The sequence below is a fragment of the Stenotrophomonas sp. FW305-3-2-15-E-LB1 genome (assembly GCF_058787375.1).
In genome coordinates this window covers 1-14,699 of the sequence record NZ_JBYSZR010000020.1, presented here as the reverse complement: position 1 = coordinate 14,699, position 14,699 = coordinate 1, and the positions used below count along the sequence as shown (strand labels likewise).

The 14,699-nt window shown below is 67.8% G+C and carries 15 protein-coding genes; 6 read left to right on the top strand and 9 right to left on the bottom strand.

What is annotated here, in order from left to right:
• Positions 1-80 precede the first annotated feature (80 nt).
• From rodA to AC3WL7_RS14290, 5 genes are all read right to left on the bottom strand, one after another.
• Positions 81-1,193 carry a rod shape-determining protein RodA gene (gene rodA, locus AC3WL7_RS14310; protein WP_492751035.1) on the bottom strand — a complete coding sequence of 371 codons (1,113 nt, stop codon included), beginning with the start codon at positions 1,191-1,193 and terminating at the stop codon, positions 81-83.
• Complete coding sequence (gene mrdA / locus AC3WL7_RS14305) at positions 1,190-3,271, bottom strand: penicillin-binding protein 2 (RefSeq protein ID WP_492751033.1); 2,082 nt, start codon at positions 3,269-3,271, stop codon at positions 1,190-1,192. Before mrdA ends, rodA begins: the two co-directional genes overlap by 4 nt.
• Positions 3,272-3,274: 3 nt before the next feature.
• Complete coding sequence (gene mreD / locus AC3WL7_RS14300) at positions 3,275-3,760, bottom strand: rod shape-determining protein MreD (RefSeq protein ID WP_079223400.1); 486 nt, start codon at positions 3,758-3,760, stop codon at positions 3,275-3,277.
• On the bottom strand, positions 3,757-4,773 hold the full coding sequence (gene mreC, locus AC3WL7_RS14295) for a rod shape-determining protein MreC (RefSeq protein ID WP_492751030.1): 1,017 nt from the start codon (positions 4,771-4,773) through the stop codon (positions 3,757-3,759). Before mreC ends, mreD begins: the two co-directional genes overlap by 4 nt.
• A 118-nt stretch (positions 4,774-4,891) precedes the next feature.
• Positions 4,892-5,938 carry a rod shape-determining protein gene (locus AC3WL7_RS14290; RefSeq protein ID WP_079223402.1) on the bottom strand — a complete coding sequence of 349 codons (1,047 nt, stop codon included), beginning with the start codon at positions 5,936-5,938 and terminating at the stop codon, positions 4,892-4,894.
• 282 nt (positions 5,939-6,220) lie between these two features.
• Here AC3WL7_RS14290 and AC3WL7_RS14285 point away from each other — a divergent pair, with 282 nt between their 5' ends.
• A complete protein-coding gene (locus AC3WL7_RS14285) occupies positions 6,221-7,159 on the top strand; it encodes a carbohydrate kinase family protein (RefSeq protein WP_079223403.1) in 939 nt (312 codons plus the stop codon).
• 215 nt (positions 7,160-7,374) lie between these two features.
• Here the strand turns inward: AC3WL7_RS14285 and AC3WL7_RS14280 are convergent, their stop codons facing one another.
• From AC3WL7_RS14280 to ubiE, 4 genes are all read right to left on the bottom strand, one after another.
• Positions 7,375-8,004, bottom strand: a complete 630-nt coding sequence (locus AC3WL7_RS14280; protein WP_492751027.1) for an HAD family hydrolase — start codon at positions 8,002-8,004, stop codon at positions 7,375-7,377.
• A complete protein-coding gene (locus tag AC3WL7_RS14275; RefSeq protein ID WP_108747394.1) occupies positions 7,992-8,723 on the bottom strand; it encodes a hypothetical protein in 732 nt (243 codons plus the stop codon). The genes AC3WL7_RS14280 and AC3WL7_RS14275 overlap by 13 nt, the downstream gene beginning before the upstream one ends.
• A 126-nt stretch (positions 8,724-8,849) precedes the next feature.
• Positions 8,850-10,778 (bottom strand): M1 family metallopeptidase, encoded by a 1,929-nt coding sequence (locus AC3WL7_RS14270; RefSeq protein WP_108747395.1) that lies wholly within the window; start codon positions 10,776-10,778, stop codon positions 8,850-8,852.
• A 170-nt stretch (positions 10,779-10,948) separates the two neighbouring features.
• Positions 10,949-11,710 (bottom strand): bifunctional demethylmenaquinone methyltransferase/2-methoxy-6-polyprenyl-1,4-benzoquinol methylase UbiE, encoded by a 762-nt coding sequence (ubiE, locus tag AC3WL7_RS14265; RefSeq protein WP_079223406.1) that lies wholly within the window; start codon positions 11,708-11,710, stop codon positions 10,949-10,951.
• Between the two features lie 80 nt (positions 11,711-11,790).
• Between ubiE and AC3WL7_RS14260 the strand changes: the two genes are divergently transcribed.
• The 5 genes from AC3WL7_RS14260 (at position 11,791) to AC3WL7_RS14240 (ending at position 14,182) form a co-directional block, all read left to right on the top strand.
• Positions 11,791-12,243 (top strand): nucleoside deaminase, encoded by a 453-nt coding sequence (locus AC3WL7_RS14260; protein ID WP_079223407.1) that lies wholly within the window; start codon positions 11,791-11,793, stop codon positions 12,241-12,243.
• Between the two features lie 199 nt (positions 12,244-12,442).
• On the top strand, positions 12,443-12,700 hold the full coding sequence (locus AC3WL7_RS14255; protein ID WP_079223408.1) for a hypothetical protein: 258 nt from the start codon (positions 12,443-12,445) through the stop codon (positions 12,698-12,700).
• Between the two features lie 75 nt (positions 12,701-12,775).
• Positions 12,776-13,102 (top strand): hypothetical protein, encoded by a 327-nt coding sequence (locus tag AC3WL7_RS14250; protein WP_079223409.1) that lies wholly within the window; start codon positions 12,776-12,778, stop codon positions 13,100-13,102.
• A 73-nt stretch (positions 13,103-13,175) separates the two neighbouring features.
• Positions 13,176-13,598: a low affinity iron permease family protein gene (locus AC3WL7_RS14245; RefSeq protein WP_492751021.1), complete on the top strand. Its 423-nt coding sequence runs from the start codon at positions 13,176-13,178 to the stop codon at positions 13,596-13,598.
• Positions 13,599-13,729: 131 nt separating this feature from the next.
• On the top strand, positions 13,730-14,182 hold the full coding sequence (locus AC3WL7_RS14240) for an REP-associated tyrosine transposase (protein ID WP_492751019.1): 453 nt from the start codon (positions 13,730-13,732) through the stop codon (positions 14,180-14,182).
• Positions 14,183-14,699 lie beyond the last annotated feature (517 nt).

The window sequence follows — 14,699 nt, the reverse complement described above, 5'->3', positions numbered from 1 at the left end:
ACCCGCGCTTCTGTAGAGCCGAGCCCACGCTCGGCTGCGTTTTGCGAAGAGCAGCCGAGCGTGGGCTCGGCTCTACAGAATCAGCCGTAGCCGCCGTGCACCGGGTTGTGGCTGCGCACGGCCATCACCAGGCCGAAGCCGGCCAGCAGGGACACCGCCGAGGTGCCGCCGTAACTGATCAGCGGCATCGGCACGCCCACCACCGGCAGCAGGCCGGAAATCATCCCGCCGTTCACCAGCACGTAGACGAAGAACGCCAGGCCCGTGGCGCCGGCCAGCAACCGGGAATACGAATCGCGCGACTGGCTGGCGATCCACAGGCAGCGCCCGATCACCACCAGGTACAGGGTCAGCACCAGGGCCACGCCCATCCAGCCGAACTCCTCGCTCAGCACCGAGAACGCAAAGTCGGTGGTCTGCTCGGGAATGAAGTTCAGGTGCGACTGCGAGCCTTCGCCCCAGCCCTTGCCATCGAAGCCACCGGACCCGATCGCGATCTTCGACTGGATGATGTTCCAGCCGGCACCCAGCGCGTCCATCTCCGGGTCGAGGAACATCATGATGCGGTCCTTCTGGTATGGCCGCAGCAGCCAGAACCAGGCCACTGGCGCGACCGCGGCCACGCCGCCCACGCCCAGCCCCACCCACCACCACGGCAGGCCGGCCAGCAGCAGCACGAACACGCCACTGGCGGCGATCAGCACGCCGGTGCCGAAGTCCGGCTGCAGCATCACCAGGCCGGTCGGCACGCCGATGATGACCATCGCCACCAGCACCGTGTTGAAGCGCGGCGGCAGCGGCATGCGGTGCAGGTACCAGGCCACCATCATCGGCAGGCTGACTTTCAGCAGTTCGGCCGGCTGCAGGTAGAAGAACTTCAGGTCCAGCCACTGCCGGCCGTACTTGCCGGTGCCCAGCACGAACACGGCCAGCAGCGGGATCATCGAGATCGCGTAGATGAGCGGGGTCGCCGAGCGGATGCGCAGGATCGGCACGCGTGAGATGGCCCACAGCGCCGCCAGGCCGACCACGAATCGCGCGCCCTGGGCCATCACCAGGCTGTCGCCGCCCGCGCTCTTCAGCGTGGCCAGGCCGATCACCATCAGCATGCCCAGGGCCAGGCACAGCACCCAGTCCAGGGAGCTGAAGAAGCGCCGCAGCATATCGCCGGCCCAGCGCAGGAAGTCACTCATCGTGCGGGCTCCGCAGGGGGCGAACGGGGGCTGGCGGGCAAGGCGGCGGCCGCTGCCGGCGGCGCACCGGGTGCCGGGGCAGGCGCCGGTGCGGGCGCGGGCACTCCCACCGCGACCGGATGTTCGCCCAGCTGCGCGGCGGCAGCATCACCGGCCGGGCGCGCGCTGGCGTCTTCGTTGTCGAACGCAGTCACGCCGATGACAGTGGTGCCACGCTCGGCATCCAGCGGCTGCATGCCTTCGGGCATCTTGCCCAGCAGGTAGGCATCGAACACCTTGCGCGCGATGGGCGCGGCGGCCGAACCACCGTAGCCACCGCCTTCCACGGCGATGGCCAGGGCGATGACCGGCTGTTCAACCGGTGCGAAGCCCACGAACAGCGCGCGATGGCGCAGGTGCATCGGCAGGCTCTTCGGGTTCACCGCGGCGGTGCCCTTGCGGCTGACCACCTGCGCGGTACCGGTCTTGCCGGCCATGGTGTACGGCGCGCCGACGGCCATGCGCGCGGCGCTGCCGCCGGGCTGCATGGTGGCCATCATGCCTTCGCGCACGGCCTGCAGGTTGTTCGGGTTGGGGCTGACCGGCTTGCTGGGGCCCGGTGCAGAGGCCACCCAGTCGCCGTCGAACCCCTCGCGCTGCTGGATGACCAGGTGCGGCGTGCGCAGCTGGCCGTCGGCCAGCCCGCTGACGCCGCGTGCCAGCTGCAGCGGAGTGACCTTCCAGTCGCCCTGGCCGATGCTGATGTTGACGGTGTCGCCGGGGTACCAGGCTTCCTTGCGGCTTTTGCGCTTGTATGCCGGCGACGGCAGGATGCCGCCGATCTCGCCGGTCAGGTCGATGCCGGTCGGCTGGCCGAAGCCGTAGTACTCCATGTAATGGTCGAAACGCTCGATGCCCAGGTCCAGCGCCAGCCGGTAGTAATAGGTGTTGACCGACTGGGCGATGGATTTGCGCAGGTCGGTCCAGCCATGGCCGCCACGGTGCGAATCGCCCCAGCCGCGCGAGGTGCCCGGCAGGTAGAACATGCCGGTGGACAGCACCTTGTCTTCCGGGCGGCGCACGCCCGAATCCAGGCCGGCCAGGCCGATCAGCGGCTTCAGCGTGGAACCGGGGGCGACGCCACCCAGCACCAGGCGGTTGAACTGCGGCCGCGACGGGTTGTCGTTCAGTGCCTTGAAATCGGCGTGCGAGATGCCGTTGACGAACAGGTTGGGGTCGTACGACGGCAGGCTGACCATCGCCAGCACTTCGCCGGTGCGCGGGTCCATCGCCACGGCCGAACCTTCCTGGTCACCGAAGGCGGCCACCAGCGCGCGCTGCAGGTCGGCATCGATGGACAGGCGCAGGTCGGCGCCGGACTGCGCGGCCACCCGGCCGACGGTGCGGATGGCGCGGCCCTGCACGTTGGTCTCGACCTGCTCGTAGCCGACCTTGCCGCGCAGCTGCTGCTCGTAATAGCGCTCCAGGCCGGACTTGCCGATGTGGGTCAGTCCCGCGTTGCCTTCACCGAGGATCTCCAGATCCTTGTCGTCCACGCGCCCGACGTAGCCGATGATGTGCGCGAACAGGTCGCCATAGGGGTAGCGGCGGGTCAGGTAGGGTTCCAGCTCCACGCCCGGGAAGCGCCAGCGGTCCACCGCGAAGCGCGCCATTTCCTCATCGGTCATGCGCAGCTTGAGGGTGACCGGCAGGAATTTGCGGCGTGCCTTGCGCGACTTGTTGAACGCTTCCAGCTCTTCGGGGCTGATGCTGATGATCTTCGCCAGCCCTTCCAGGGTGGCGTCCATGTCCGTGACCTTGTCCGGGGTCACGTCCAGGCGGAAGGCCGGCACGTTCTCGGCCAGCAGGCGGCCGTTGCGGTCGTAGATCATGCCGCGCCCCGGCACCACCGGCCGCGGCTTGATGCGGTTGGCTTCCGAGCGCGTGGCGTAGATGTCGTGGTCCAGCACCTGCAGCTTGAAGTACCAACCGCCCAGGCCCAGCAGGCAGACCAGCACGCCGAGGAAGCCCAGCGCCGCGCGGCGGCGGAACTGTTCGGCTTCGGCGTGCGGGTTCTTGACCTGGCGACGCGGGATCATGGCTCAGCGCCCGCGCTTGCCGAAGCGCACTGCGTCGAGCAGCACGAACACCAGCGGCCACAGGCCCATGCCCAGCAGCGGCGCCCACCAGTACGACCACGGCAGGGTCGGTTCGCCCACCAGGATGTGCACCAGCGCGCTGACGATACGGTCGTTGAACAGCAGGCCACCGATGGCCAGCATCTGCTGCGACATCGGGAAGAAGCGGATGCGGGCGCGGAAGCGCTGCAGGATGAAGGCCAGCATCACCAGCCGCATGGCCTGCTCGCCGAGCACGCCGCCATACAGCAGATCGGCGATGACGCCGCTGGTAAAGGCGATGCCCAGGCCGACGCGCTCAGGCGCCTCGATGACCCAGTAGGCCAGCACCAGGGCCAGCCAGTACGGGCGCAGCGGCTGCAGCAGCGCGGGCAGCGGCAGCAGGCCCAGCAGCAGGGCCACGACCAGGCTGGCCGGCAGCACCCAGGGATTGTCGCGCAGGCGGCTCATCGTGCGGGCTCCTGCGGCGGGGGTTGGGTGGGTTGCGGTTGCCGGCCAGCGGCCGGCACTACCGGGGAGGCGGCTGGGGTGGCCGGCGCGGTGCCGGCGGGCAGCACGTCACCCTCCGCGGGGCCGCCGGCTGCACTGGCTTCGAGGCTCTGGCGCAGCTCCGGCGGGATCCGGATCGCTGCGCCCGGGCGCAGCAGCAGCACGTCGCGGCCACGGTCCAGCTGGGCCGCAGGCTTCAGTTCGCCCACCAGGAAGGCATGGGTGTCATCGGGGCGCAGCGCGGTGATCGTGCCGACCGGGAAGCCCGGCGGGAAGCGCCCGCCCAGGCCGGAGGTGACGATCTCATCGCCCACTTCCACGCCCGCGCTCAGCGGAATGTCGCGCAGCTGCAGGGTGTCGCCGCGCCCGTAGACGATCAGGCGCACGCCGTTGCGGGCCACGGTCACCGGCACGGCATGGTCCGGGTCGGTCAGCAGCAGCACGGTGGACGTGCCACCGGTGGTGCTGATCACCTGCCCCATCAGGCCGCCGGCATCGATCACTGCCTGCCCCACGTGCACGCCGTCGCGGCTGCCCGCATCGAGCACCAGGCGCTGCTTCACCGGGTCCAGGTCGATGTCCAGGATCGGCGCCAGCTGCACGTCCAGGCCACTGCGCTCGGCCACGTTCAGCAGTTCGCGCAGCTGGGCGTTGTCCAGCGCGGCGGTCTGCAGGCGGGTCAGGCGCGCGTTGGCCAGCAGCAGCTGGTTGCGCAGTTCACGGGTCTCGGCCACCAGCTGGCCATGGCTGGCCGCGTTGTCGCGCACCTGGTTGCTGAGTTTGCCGGGCAGGCCGGCCAGCGCCCACACCGGCTGCACCAGCGTATCGGCCTGGGCGCGCACGCGCGCCAGCCAACCGGCCTGGTCGTCCAGCACGATCAGGATGATGGCCATGGCCAGGTAGGCGAGCAGTCGCAGCGGACTGGCGGCGTCACCGGATCGGGAGGCTACGGGAGGACCGGCGTAAGGCGGCACGGCAACAGTTCAATCAGCTGAGGGCGAAGGGGAAACACGGCGGCGCCCCGCCGGAGCCGGCCCGCAGCAGCGGGCCACACCCCGGAAGGGCGCTGCAGGGAAGACCAGGCGGCAGGCCTCAGTCCGGCGCAAAGAACTCGTTGCCGTGCATGTCGACCAGTTCCAGCGCACGACCGCCACCGCGGGCCACGCAGGTGAGCGGGTCGTCGGCCACCTGCACGTGCAGGCCGGTTTCCTCGGAGATCAGGCGGTCCAGGTCGCGCAGCAGGGCGCCACCACCGGTCAGCACGATGCCGCGCTCGGCGACGTCGGCGCACAGTTCCGGCGGGGTCTGTTCCAGGGCCAGCTTGACCGCGCTGACGATGCCCGACAGCGGCTCGTGCAGGGCCTCGAGCACTTCGTTGGAGCTGATCTTGATCATCTTCGGCACGCCCTCGGCGAGGTTGCGGCCGGAGATTTCCATCTCGATGACCTCGGCCTGCGGGTAGGCGCAGCCCAGCTCGACCTTGATGCGCTCGGCGGTGGCTTCACCGATCAGCATGCCGTGGTTGCGGCGCACGTAGTTGGTGATCGACTCGTCGAAGCGGTCGCCACCGATGCGCACCGAGGCCGAATAGACGATGCCGTTCAGCGAGATCACTGCCACTTCGGTGGTGCCGCCGCCGATGTCGATGACCATCGAACCGCGCGCCTCGGTGACCGGCATGCCGGCGCCGATCGCGGCGGCCATGGGCTCTTCGATCAGGAACACGTCGCGGGCACCGGCTTCCTCGGCCGATTCACGGATGGCGCGGCGCTCGACCTGGGTCGAACCGGCCGGCACGCAGACCAGCACGCGCGGGCTCGGGCGCAGCACGCGGGACTTGTGCACCTTCTTGATGAAGTGCTTGAGCATCGCCTCGGTGTAGGTGAAGTCGGCGATGACGCCGTCCTTCATCGGGCGGATGGTGGTGATGTGGCCCGGGGTACGGCCCAGCATCTGCTTGGCTTCGGCGCCTACGGCTGCCACCGAGCGGGTGCCACCGATGGCACGGTCCTGGCGCACGGCCACGACCGACGGCTCGTTCAGCACGATCCCCTGCCCACGCACGTAAATAAGGGTGTTGGCCGTGCCCAGGTCGATGGACAGGTCGTTGGAGAACATGCCACGGAGTTTCTTGAACATCTGAGGAAGGAGTCCTGAGGGGTGTCGTGCCCGCCGCGGGATGGCGAAAAAATGGGCAGAATTCGAGGCCGACAAGCCTAGCAACCCGCTTCCCGGCGAGCAAGGAAAAAACTAGCTGAACCCGCGACTTGGCTGGGTTTGCGCCCAATTGGGCATCACCCGGTTCTGGCCCTGAGCGGCACCAGCAGGTAACCTTTGCGCCGTCGGGCGCCCAAGGGCGCCATTTGCTTGCTGGCCGATGCCGGCTGGCCACCCCCAAATTCACCGCATAGGCTTACATCGATGTCCGCTCTGATCTGTGGTTCTCTTGCCTTCGACACCATCATGGTGTTCCCGGACCAGTTCAAGAATCACATCCTGCCGGACAAGGTGCACATCCTGAACGTGTCCTTCCTGGTCCCGCGCATGCGCCGCGAACTGGGCGGCTGCGCCGGCAACATCGCCTACAACCTGAAGCTGCTGGGCGGCAGCCCGATCCCGATGGGCACCGTCGGCCAGGATTTCGCACCGTACCGCGAGCACTTCGAGCGCATGGACATCGACCTGAGCCAGGTACGCGTGCTGGAAGACATGTTCACCCCGCAGTGCTTCATCACCACCGACCACGACAACAACCAGATCACCGCGTTCCATCCGGGCGCGATGATGCGTTCGCACGAGAACCACGTGAAGGACGTGCCGGGCGTCACTTTCGGCATCGTTGCGCCGGACGGCCGTGACGGCATGATCCAGAATGCGGCCGAGTTCCTGGAATGCGGCATTCCCTTCATCTTCGACCCGGGCCAGGCGCTGCCGCTGTTCAACGGCCCGGAGCTGCGCGATTTCATCGAGCAGGCCGATTACGTGGTGGTCAACGACTACGAGTCCAACCTGCTGCAGGAACGCACCGGCTGGGACGAGAAGCAGATCGTGAGCCGGGTGAAGGCCTACATCACCACCCGTGGCCCGAAGGGCGCGGTCATCCACACCCCGGAAAAGAGCTACGACATCCCGCCGGCGCACGAGCGCCGCGTGGTCGACCCGACCGGGTGTGGCGACGCTTTCCGCGCCGGCCTGATCTACGGCATCGAGAAGGGCTACGACTGGCTGACCATCGGCCGCATGGCCAACCTGATGGGCGCGCTGAAGGTCGAGCACCCGGGCACGCAGAACCAGCGCTTCACGTTTGAAGAGTTCCACGACCAGTTCAAGCAGCAGTTCGGGTACGCGCTGGGCGCGTAAGCCGAACGGCCCGCGCATCTCGATGCGCGATCGGGAACTGCTCTGGTAGGTGTCGACCTTGGTCGACACTGCCGGCCAGCGGCCGGCACTACCCACACCGCCGGGCATGGCCCGGCGCTACCGGAACCGTCTGTAGAGCCGAGCCCATGCTCGGCTTTCGCGCGCCAGCGCGACCTGACCGCAGAGCAGCCGAGCATGGGCTCGGCTCTACACGGTCATGCGGCCTGCCAGGCGGCCAGCAATGCGCGGCAATCGGCGAAATGCCAGTCTGCGCGGCCCGGCCAGGGGTTTTCAGGCAGGTTGACCAGCACGGTGCGCGCACCGGCGGCGCGGCCGCAGTCCAGGTCGTAGGCGTGGTCGCCCACCATCACCGCTGCGTCGGCGCCGATACCCCAGCGCTGCAGGTGCTGCTGCACGCCGTCGGGCGACGGCTTGGGCACAGCTTCATCGCGGCCGATGATGCCGCCATCGTCAAACAGATCCCCTACCCCGATCGCCTCCAGCGTCAGCTTCGCCAACGCATGGTCGTTGCGGGTCAGGATGCCGAGCTGGCAACCGGCCGCAGCCAGCGCGCGCAGCAGCTCGACCGCGCCCGGGGCCGGCAGCGCGCCCTCGGCCAGCCCACGCTCGTGGGCCAGCAGCCAGGCGTGCTTCTGCGCCGCCTCCGCACCCGGCAGGCCCGCCAGATGCACGAGGATGTCCGCACTGGGCGGAATGCCCAGTTCACGCTTGATGCGCTCGAAATCATGCATGGCCACGGTCAGCGTGCCATCCATGTCGAACACCCAGTGGCGCACGGCCGACAGTGCTGGCGCCACCACCGCCGTGGCCGTCACTTCCACCACTGCGGCATGCGGCTGGTATCCACTCCGCCGGTCTCGAACACGGCCGTGCGGGTGCCACCGGCCTTCACCGGGAACTCGATGCTGATCGACTTGCCCTTCTGGGCCAGCTTCCACAGCGCCTTCTGGTCGGTGATGAACATGGCGATGGCCTCGTCGGTCTTCGGCCGCCAGGCCGCCATCGAGATCGGCTTGCCATCGTCCACGGTCACTTTCACCGTGCACTGCGGGCAGCGGAAATCACCGGCCTGCAGCACCAGGTAGGCGTGGCGCTTCCACTCGGGATGGTCGCGGAAGACCAGCTGCACCGGCTTGGCGCCGCTGCCATCCACGTCCACCCGTTCCTTGCTGTAGATGGTGGCCGAGACCTGCTTGCCCTTCGTGCCGACCGGAATCTCGTTGTACTGCCACAGCGCCTGCAGCCGGCGCAGGTCGCGCGCGGCATCAGCCTTGGCCTTCACTTCGTCGAAGCCGGCGGCGATGCGCTCGGCCGCCTCGGTGTCCTTGTACTGGTCCAGCAGCGAGCCGCCGTGGATGCGCGCACGCTCCCAGTCCTGCGCGGCCACGGCCGTGTCGTACTGCTTGGCCACGTCCTCGGCCTTGGCTTCCTTCTGCGCCTGGGCGGCGGCAGCGGCGGCTTCCTGCGCCTTGCGCTCTTCCTCGGGGTTGCTGCAGGCGGCCAGGGCCAGGGCGCAGGCGGTGATCAGGATCAGTCGTTTCATGCGGAAGTCCTTTGCGGGTGCCCCCCGATTCTATCGGCGGCGGATGGCGGATACAGCAACGGCGGGTTTCCCCGCCGTTGCCGGTGGCGCAGTGCCTGGTTGCCGGCCAGCGGCCGGCACTACCCGTTACTTGGCTTCAGCCTTGGCCAGCAGATCCTGGACCGAGGCGGTGGTGATCGGGTGGTAGCCCGGCTTGGCCTTCTCGAAGGCCGCCTTGGCCAGCTCCAGACCCTTCGGGGTCTTCACCAGTTCGGCGTAGATCGGCATGATCAGCTTGCGACGGCCGACGCGCTCGATGAACGCCGCGGCGGCGTCATTGGCCTGCTCGTAGCCGCTGCGGATCGCCAGCGGGTACCAGCGCATGGCGATTTCGCCATTGGCGGTGCCGGTGAAGTGGTAGGCCTTGTCCAGCGTGGCCAGCTTGTCCAGCGGCAGGGTGGCGCCCAGGCCGTCGATGAAGCGGACCCATTCCTGGGTGCCCCACTCGGCGGTGACCTGGCTGCCCGGCAGGCTGCCGGCGCCGGAGAACGCGATGCGCGCCGCATCCACGCTGCTGAAGTTGCGCGACTGTGCCTTGGTGGCGAACGAGGGGATGCCCGGCTCGTCCAGCCATGCCTTCAGCTCGGCCTCGCTCACCGCCGAGGGGTTCTTCGGCAGCAGGTTCTTCTTCAGGTACTCGACGAACTGGTCGGTGTTGGCGCTCTGGAAGGCATGGTCATCGAACCAGCCACGCAGGAACGGGTCGAAGGTTTCGCGACCGAAGCGCTGTTCCAGGAACTCCAGGAACCACGAACCCTTGACGTAGGCGACCTGGCTCAGGGCTTCGTCGGGGTCACGCTCGTTCAGCGGCGGCAGGGCCAGGGCCTGGTCGGCCGGGCTCATGTCCTTCACTTCGGCCAGCAGGTCGGTCTGGTCGATCTGCTTCTCCATCTCGGCCATCTCCTTGCCGTACAGGGCTTCGGTGATGCGGCCCTGGACGTAGGTGGTGAAGCCTTCATTGAGCCAGATGTCCTTCCAGCTGGCGTTGGTCACCAGGTTGCCCGACCAGCTGTGCGCCAGTTCGTGGGCGACCAGCGAGACCAGCGACTTGTCGCCGACGATCACGGTCGGGGTGGCGAAGGTCAGGCGCGGGTTTTCCATGCCACCGAACGGGAACGACGGCGGCAGCACCAGCATGTCGTAGCGGCCCCAGCGGTATTCGCCGTACAGCTTTTCGGCGGCACCGATCATCTTCTCGGTGTCCTCGAATTCCTTGGCGGCCTTGTTGACCATGGTCGGCTCGGCCCAGACGCCGGAGCGGCCGGAAATCGGCTCGAACACCAGGTCACCGGCGGCGATGGCCAGCAGGTAGGACGGGATCGGCTGCGGCATCTTGAAGGTGTAATCACCGTCACGCGCGGCCTTCGGGTCGTTGTCGGCGCTCATCAGCACCATCACGTCCGGGCGCGAGGTCACGTGCGCGCTGTAGGTGAAACGCACGCTCGGGGTGTCCTGCAGCGGCACCCACGAACGGGCGTGGATGGCCTGCGACTGGCTGAACATGAAGGGCAGCTTCTTGCCCTCGGTCATCGACGGCTCCAGCCACTGCAGGCCCGAGGCGGTCGGTGCGGTGTGGTAGCTCACTTCCACCTTGGCCGGCTGTTCCGGCGCTTCGATGGTCAGCTTGCTGCCGAAGACCTTGTCGACCGGGGCCAGTTCGAACTTCAGCGGGCTGCGCGCGCCGTCGGCGGCGATGGCCTCGACCTTGGACACGTTCAGCTCGCGGGTGTCGAGCACCAGCTGCTGTGCGTCCTTCTGCTTCCATTCCAGGGTGTAGGTGGCGGTGCCGCCGATCTGCTTCTGGTCGAAGTCCAGCTTCAGATCCAGCGCGATGTCCTTGATGACGACCTTGTCCGGCTCGGCGTACGAGCTTTCGTCGTGGCTGCGGTTCTCGGCGTTCACGGGGGCGGCGGGAGCCTTTTCGGCAGTCGGGGCGGCGGCGGGCGCGGCCGCCTCCTGGGAGCAGCCGGCGGCCAGGGCCACGGCCAGCGGAAGGAGCATCAGCGGATTACGCATGAATCGGGACCGTTACGGGGATCAAACCCCAATGGTACCTCGCCCCCGCCCCGGACGCGTTGCGCGATGCGGGGTAAGGCCTGCCGTGGGACCCGCTCGCCGGGCATGGCCCGGCGCTACCGGGAAACCGGACAGGTAGCGCCGGGCCATGCCCGGCGGCCGTCAAAGGCTTACAGCTTGTAGCCGGAGTGGATCGAGACGATGCCGCCGGTCAGGTTCTTGTAGTGGCAGCGCTCGAAACCGGCCTGCCCCATCATCGCCTTCAGTTCTTCCTGCGGCGGGTGCTTGCGGATGCTCTCGGCCAGGTACTGGTAGCTGTCCGAATCGTTGGCGAACAGCTTGCCCAGCTTCGGCAGGATCCTGAACGAGTGGAAGTCGTAGATCGGCTTGAACCAGTCGGCGGTGACTTCGGAGAACTCCAGCACGCGGGCCTGGCCGCCCACCTTCAGCACGCGGTACATCTCGCGCAGGCCGGCGTCCTTGTCGGTCACGTTGCGCAGGCCGAAGGCAATGGTCACCAGGTCGAAACTGTTGTCCGGGAACGGCAGGGCTTCGGCATTGCACTGCACGTAGTCCAGGCCGAGCACCAGGCCGCGGTTGGTCAGGCGGTCACGGCCGACCGACAGCATGCCGGCATTGATGTCGCCCAGCACCACCGACCCCTCGGCGCCCACGCGCTCCTTCAGCAGGGCGGCGATATCGCCGGTGCCGCCGGCCAGGTCGAGCACGCGGTCACCCGGCTTCACCTGCGCGGTGGCCACGTAATAGCGCTTCCAGGCCCGGTGCACGCCGAGGCTCATCAGGTCGTTCATCAGGTCGTAGCTGCGCGCGACCGAGGTGAACACCTCGCCGACAAGCTTCTGCTTGTCCTTGGCGGCCACGTCGCGGAACCCGAAATGGGTGGTACCGGATTTGTAGGGGGATTCGCTCATGCGCTGATTATCGCACCGCCGGGGCCGCTGCGGGGTAACCGGGCCTTATCATGGCGGCCCATGACCCACCGGAGCCCCGCATGATCACCACGCCCGACTACCAGGCCCTGCTGCAGACCGCCATCGCCGAAGCCCGACAGGGCCTGGCCGAGGGCGGCGTGCCGATCGGCGCGGCGCTGTACCACAACGATGGCCGCCTGCTCGGCTGCGGCCACAACCGCCGCGTGCAGGAAGGCGATCCGTCCGTGCACGGCGAAACCGATGCCTTCCGCAAGGCCGGCCGCCAGCGCCGCTACCAGGACACCATCATGGTCACCACCCTGGCCCCGTGCTGGTACTGCTCGGGCCTGGTGCGCCAGTTCAACATCGGCACCGTGGTGGTGGGTGAATCACGCACCTTCCAGGGCGGCATCGACTGGCTGCGCGGGAACGGCGTCAACGTGATCGACCTGGACAGCCAGGAATGCGTCGACCTGCTGGGCGGCTTCATTGCGCAGTATCCGGAAATCTGGAACGAAGACATCGGCGAATAAGCACCGAATTTCCGTTCCACGCACAGCTACATGAACGCTTCAGAGCCGGCACAGCCTTGTGCCGGCGGCCTCTGCACAGCCCGATGTGCGCTGGCGCACAGTCAGCTGGATAAACCCCACACGCGCTGCTAACACCGCCTTCGCACGGCGCGCCTACGGTGGAATCACCGGGGCCCTCCTGTCCCGGGGGAGCAAGCCCATGAGCGCGCACGCCGTACGCCCCTTGCCCGACCCCGCCCTCGCTGGCATCCGCGACCGATTGACGCAGCAGTTCGCGCTGCATCGGCGTGGTGCGCCGTTCTGGGCCGCATTCCAGGACATGCAGCAGGAAATCACCCGCGATCATCCGCGCGACCACGTGCGCCTGTGCAACGCGATGGCCGACATGGCCGAAGACCTGGGTGCCGTTGAACACGCGCAGCTGATCGATGGCAACACCGGCTGCACGCCGCGCTGACACTGCATGCACCGGCACCTGCGCCACACTGCGATGAACCCCCACTCCCTGCCACCCCAACCGAATTGGAATGCCATGCACGCTGAAGTCCCCGCCATCCCACCGGTCATCGACGTTGATGCTGAGCTTGATCACTGGCGCCGGCAGCATGCCGACGGTGCCCTGCCGCACAACTCGTTCGGCTCCTACGTGCCGTGGATCAAGTTCGCCTGCGATTCGCTGATCACCCAGCCGCGCGCCAGCAACGCCGAGCGCGACGAGACGTTCCAGACCCAGTACGCCCTGCAGATCATGCCGCGCCTGAGCGAGGCGCAGGCCCGCGAGTTCGTCGACCGCTGCTGGCAGCACGTCTACCAGACCAGCCGCGTGCGCCTGCAGGACGCCCCGCGCCTGCGCGCCTGAGCCCCATCGCGGCTGCACGGCCCGTGCACGGGCCGCTGCCGATCATCCTCGTCACCTGGGTGGAACGACGACGATGAAAGCAAGAAACCTGTTCAATACGATCGCCAAGAAGGCCGCGGCCGCCACCGGCTCGCCGTGGACCTTCCTGGCAGCGGTGGTGATCGTGGTGATATGGGGCATCAGCGGCCCCGTGTTCGGCTTCAACGATACCTGGCAGCTGGTGATCAACACCGGCACCACCATCATCACCTTCCTGATGGTGTTCCTGATCCAGCACACGCAGAACTCGGACACCGCGGCGATGCAGATCAAGCTGGACGAGCTGATCCGCGCCACGGCCGACGCCAACAACGAGTTGCTGGACCTTGAGGAAATGGACGAAGAACGGCTGGAGGAAATCCGCGCCGAGTACGAGCGCATGGCCCGCGAGGCCGGCGACGCGCTGGCCCGGGTACGCTCCTGCCGCGCGCCCCCGCGCGATGACGAGGCGGTTTGATCAGATCCGGTACCGGCGGGCGCCTGGTAGCGCCGGGCCATGCCCGGCGAGCATGAGGCGCGGTAGAACCTCACAAGCAGCCATGGGACTTGCTGATAGGTGCATCGAGACCGCACCCCGAGACTGGTCCAATGTCCAGTCGTCATCTACAGCGTGGTCGCGATTCCCGCATCGATGGATACTACGTGCTCACCACGGTGGTGCTGAAGCGACGTCCGGTATTTGCAGACCCTCGCTGCGCGGAATGCCTGGTGGATACGCTGCGCTTCGTGGAGCGCGAGGGGTTCAGTCGCTCATTCGCCTGGGTCGTCATGCCCGACCATGTTCATTGGTTGATGCAGTTGCGCGCCGGCACGCTCGCCCGATTGATGGGAACGCTGAAATCACGCAGCAGCCGCCTACTGGGGCAGCAGTTCGGTGTGGAAACGCCCCTGTGGCAACCGAGCTACTTCGACCACGCCGTTCGCAATGAAGAGGCTTTGAGGCGTCATGCGCTCTACATTCTGGGAAATCCGATACGCGCCGGACTCGCTGCCGAATTGGATGAATACCCGTTTGCCTGGTGTCGGTGGCCCATGCGGTAGCACGCGGCATGCACAAGAAGCCGCCGGGCACGGCCCGGCGCTACCGGGACCACCCCGCCTGGTAACGCCGAGCCATGCCCGGCGAGAGCGGAGCGCGGTCCCGCATGCGATGCAATGAATGCCAAAAGCAAAGCCGCCGGGCACGGCCCGGCGCTACCGTGATCACCCCGCCTGGTAGCGCCGGGCCATGCCCGGCGAGTGCGAAGCGCGGTCCCGCATGCGATGCAATGAACGCAGGAAACAAAGCCGCCGGGCACGGCCCGGCGCTACCGGGACCACCCCGCCTGGTAGCGCCGGGCCATGCCCGGCGAGTGCGAAGCCCAGCCCGCATGCGATGCAATGAATGCCAGAAGCAAAGCCGCCGGGCACGGCCCGCCGCTATCGGAATCACCCCGCCTGGTAGCGCCGGGCCATGCCCGGCGAGCGCGAAGCGCGGTCCCGCATGCGATGCAATGAACGCCAAAGACAAAGCCGCCGGGCATGGCCCGGCGCTACCGGGACCACCCCGCCTGGTATC

Coding starts and splice junctions, on each gene's coding strand:
- rodA (WP_492751035.1), bottom strand. CDS start 1,193: ATGAGTGACTTCCTGCGCTGGGCCGGCGATATGCTGCGGCGCTTCTTC.
- mrdA (WP_492751033.1), bottom strand. CDS start 3,271: ATGATCCCGCGTCGCCAGGTCAAGAACCCGCACGCCGAAGCCGAACAG.
- mreD (WP_079223400.1), bottom strand. CDS start 3,760: ATGAGCCGCCTGCGCGACAATCCCTGGGTGCTGCCGGCCAGCCTGGTC.
- AC3WL7_RS14290 (WP_079223402.1), bottom strand. CDS start 5,938: ATGTTCAAGAAACTCCGTGGCATGTTCTCCAACGACCTGTCCATCGAC.
- AC3WL7_RS14285 (WP_079223403.1), top strand. CDS start 6,221: ATGTCCGCTCTGATCTGTGGTTCTCTTGCCTTCGACACCATCATGGTG.
- AC3WL7_RS14275 (WP_108747394.1), bottom strand. CDS start 8,723: ATGAAACGACTGATCCTGATCACCGCCTGCGCCCTGGCCCTGGCCGCC.
- AC3WL7_RS14270 (WP_108747395.1), bottom strand. CDS start 10,778: ATGCGTAATCCGCTGATGCTCCTTCCGCTGGCCGTGGCCCTGGCCGCC.
- ubiE (WP_079223406.1), bottom strand. CDS start 11,710: ATGAGCGAATCCCCCTACAAATCCGGTACCACCCATTTCGGGTTCCGC.
- AC3WL7_RS14260 (WP_079223407.1), top strand. CDS start 11,791: ATGATCACCACGCCCGACTACCAGGCCCTGCTGCAGACCGCCATCGCC.
- AC3WL7_RS14255 (WP_079223408.1), top strand. CDS start 12,443: ATGAGCGCGCACGCCGTACGCCCCTTGCCCGACCCCGCCCTCGCTGGC.
- AC3WL7_RS14250 (WP_079223409.1), top strand. CDS start 12,776: ATGCACGCTGAAGTCCCCGCCATCCCACCGGTCATCGACGTTGATGCT.
- AC3WL7_RS14245 (WP_492751021.1), top strand. CDS start 13,176: ATGAAAGCAAGAAACCTGTTCAATACGATCGCCAAGAAGGCCGCGGCC.
- AC3WL7_RS14240 (WP_492751019.1), top strand. CDS start 13,730: ATGTCCAGTCGTCATCTACAGCGTGGTCGCGATTCCCGCATCGATGGA.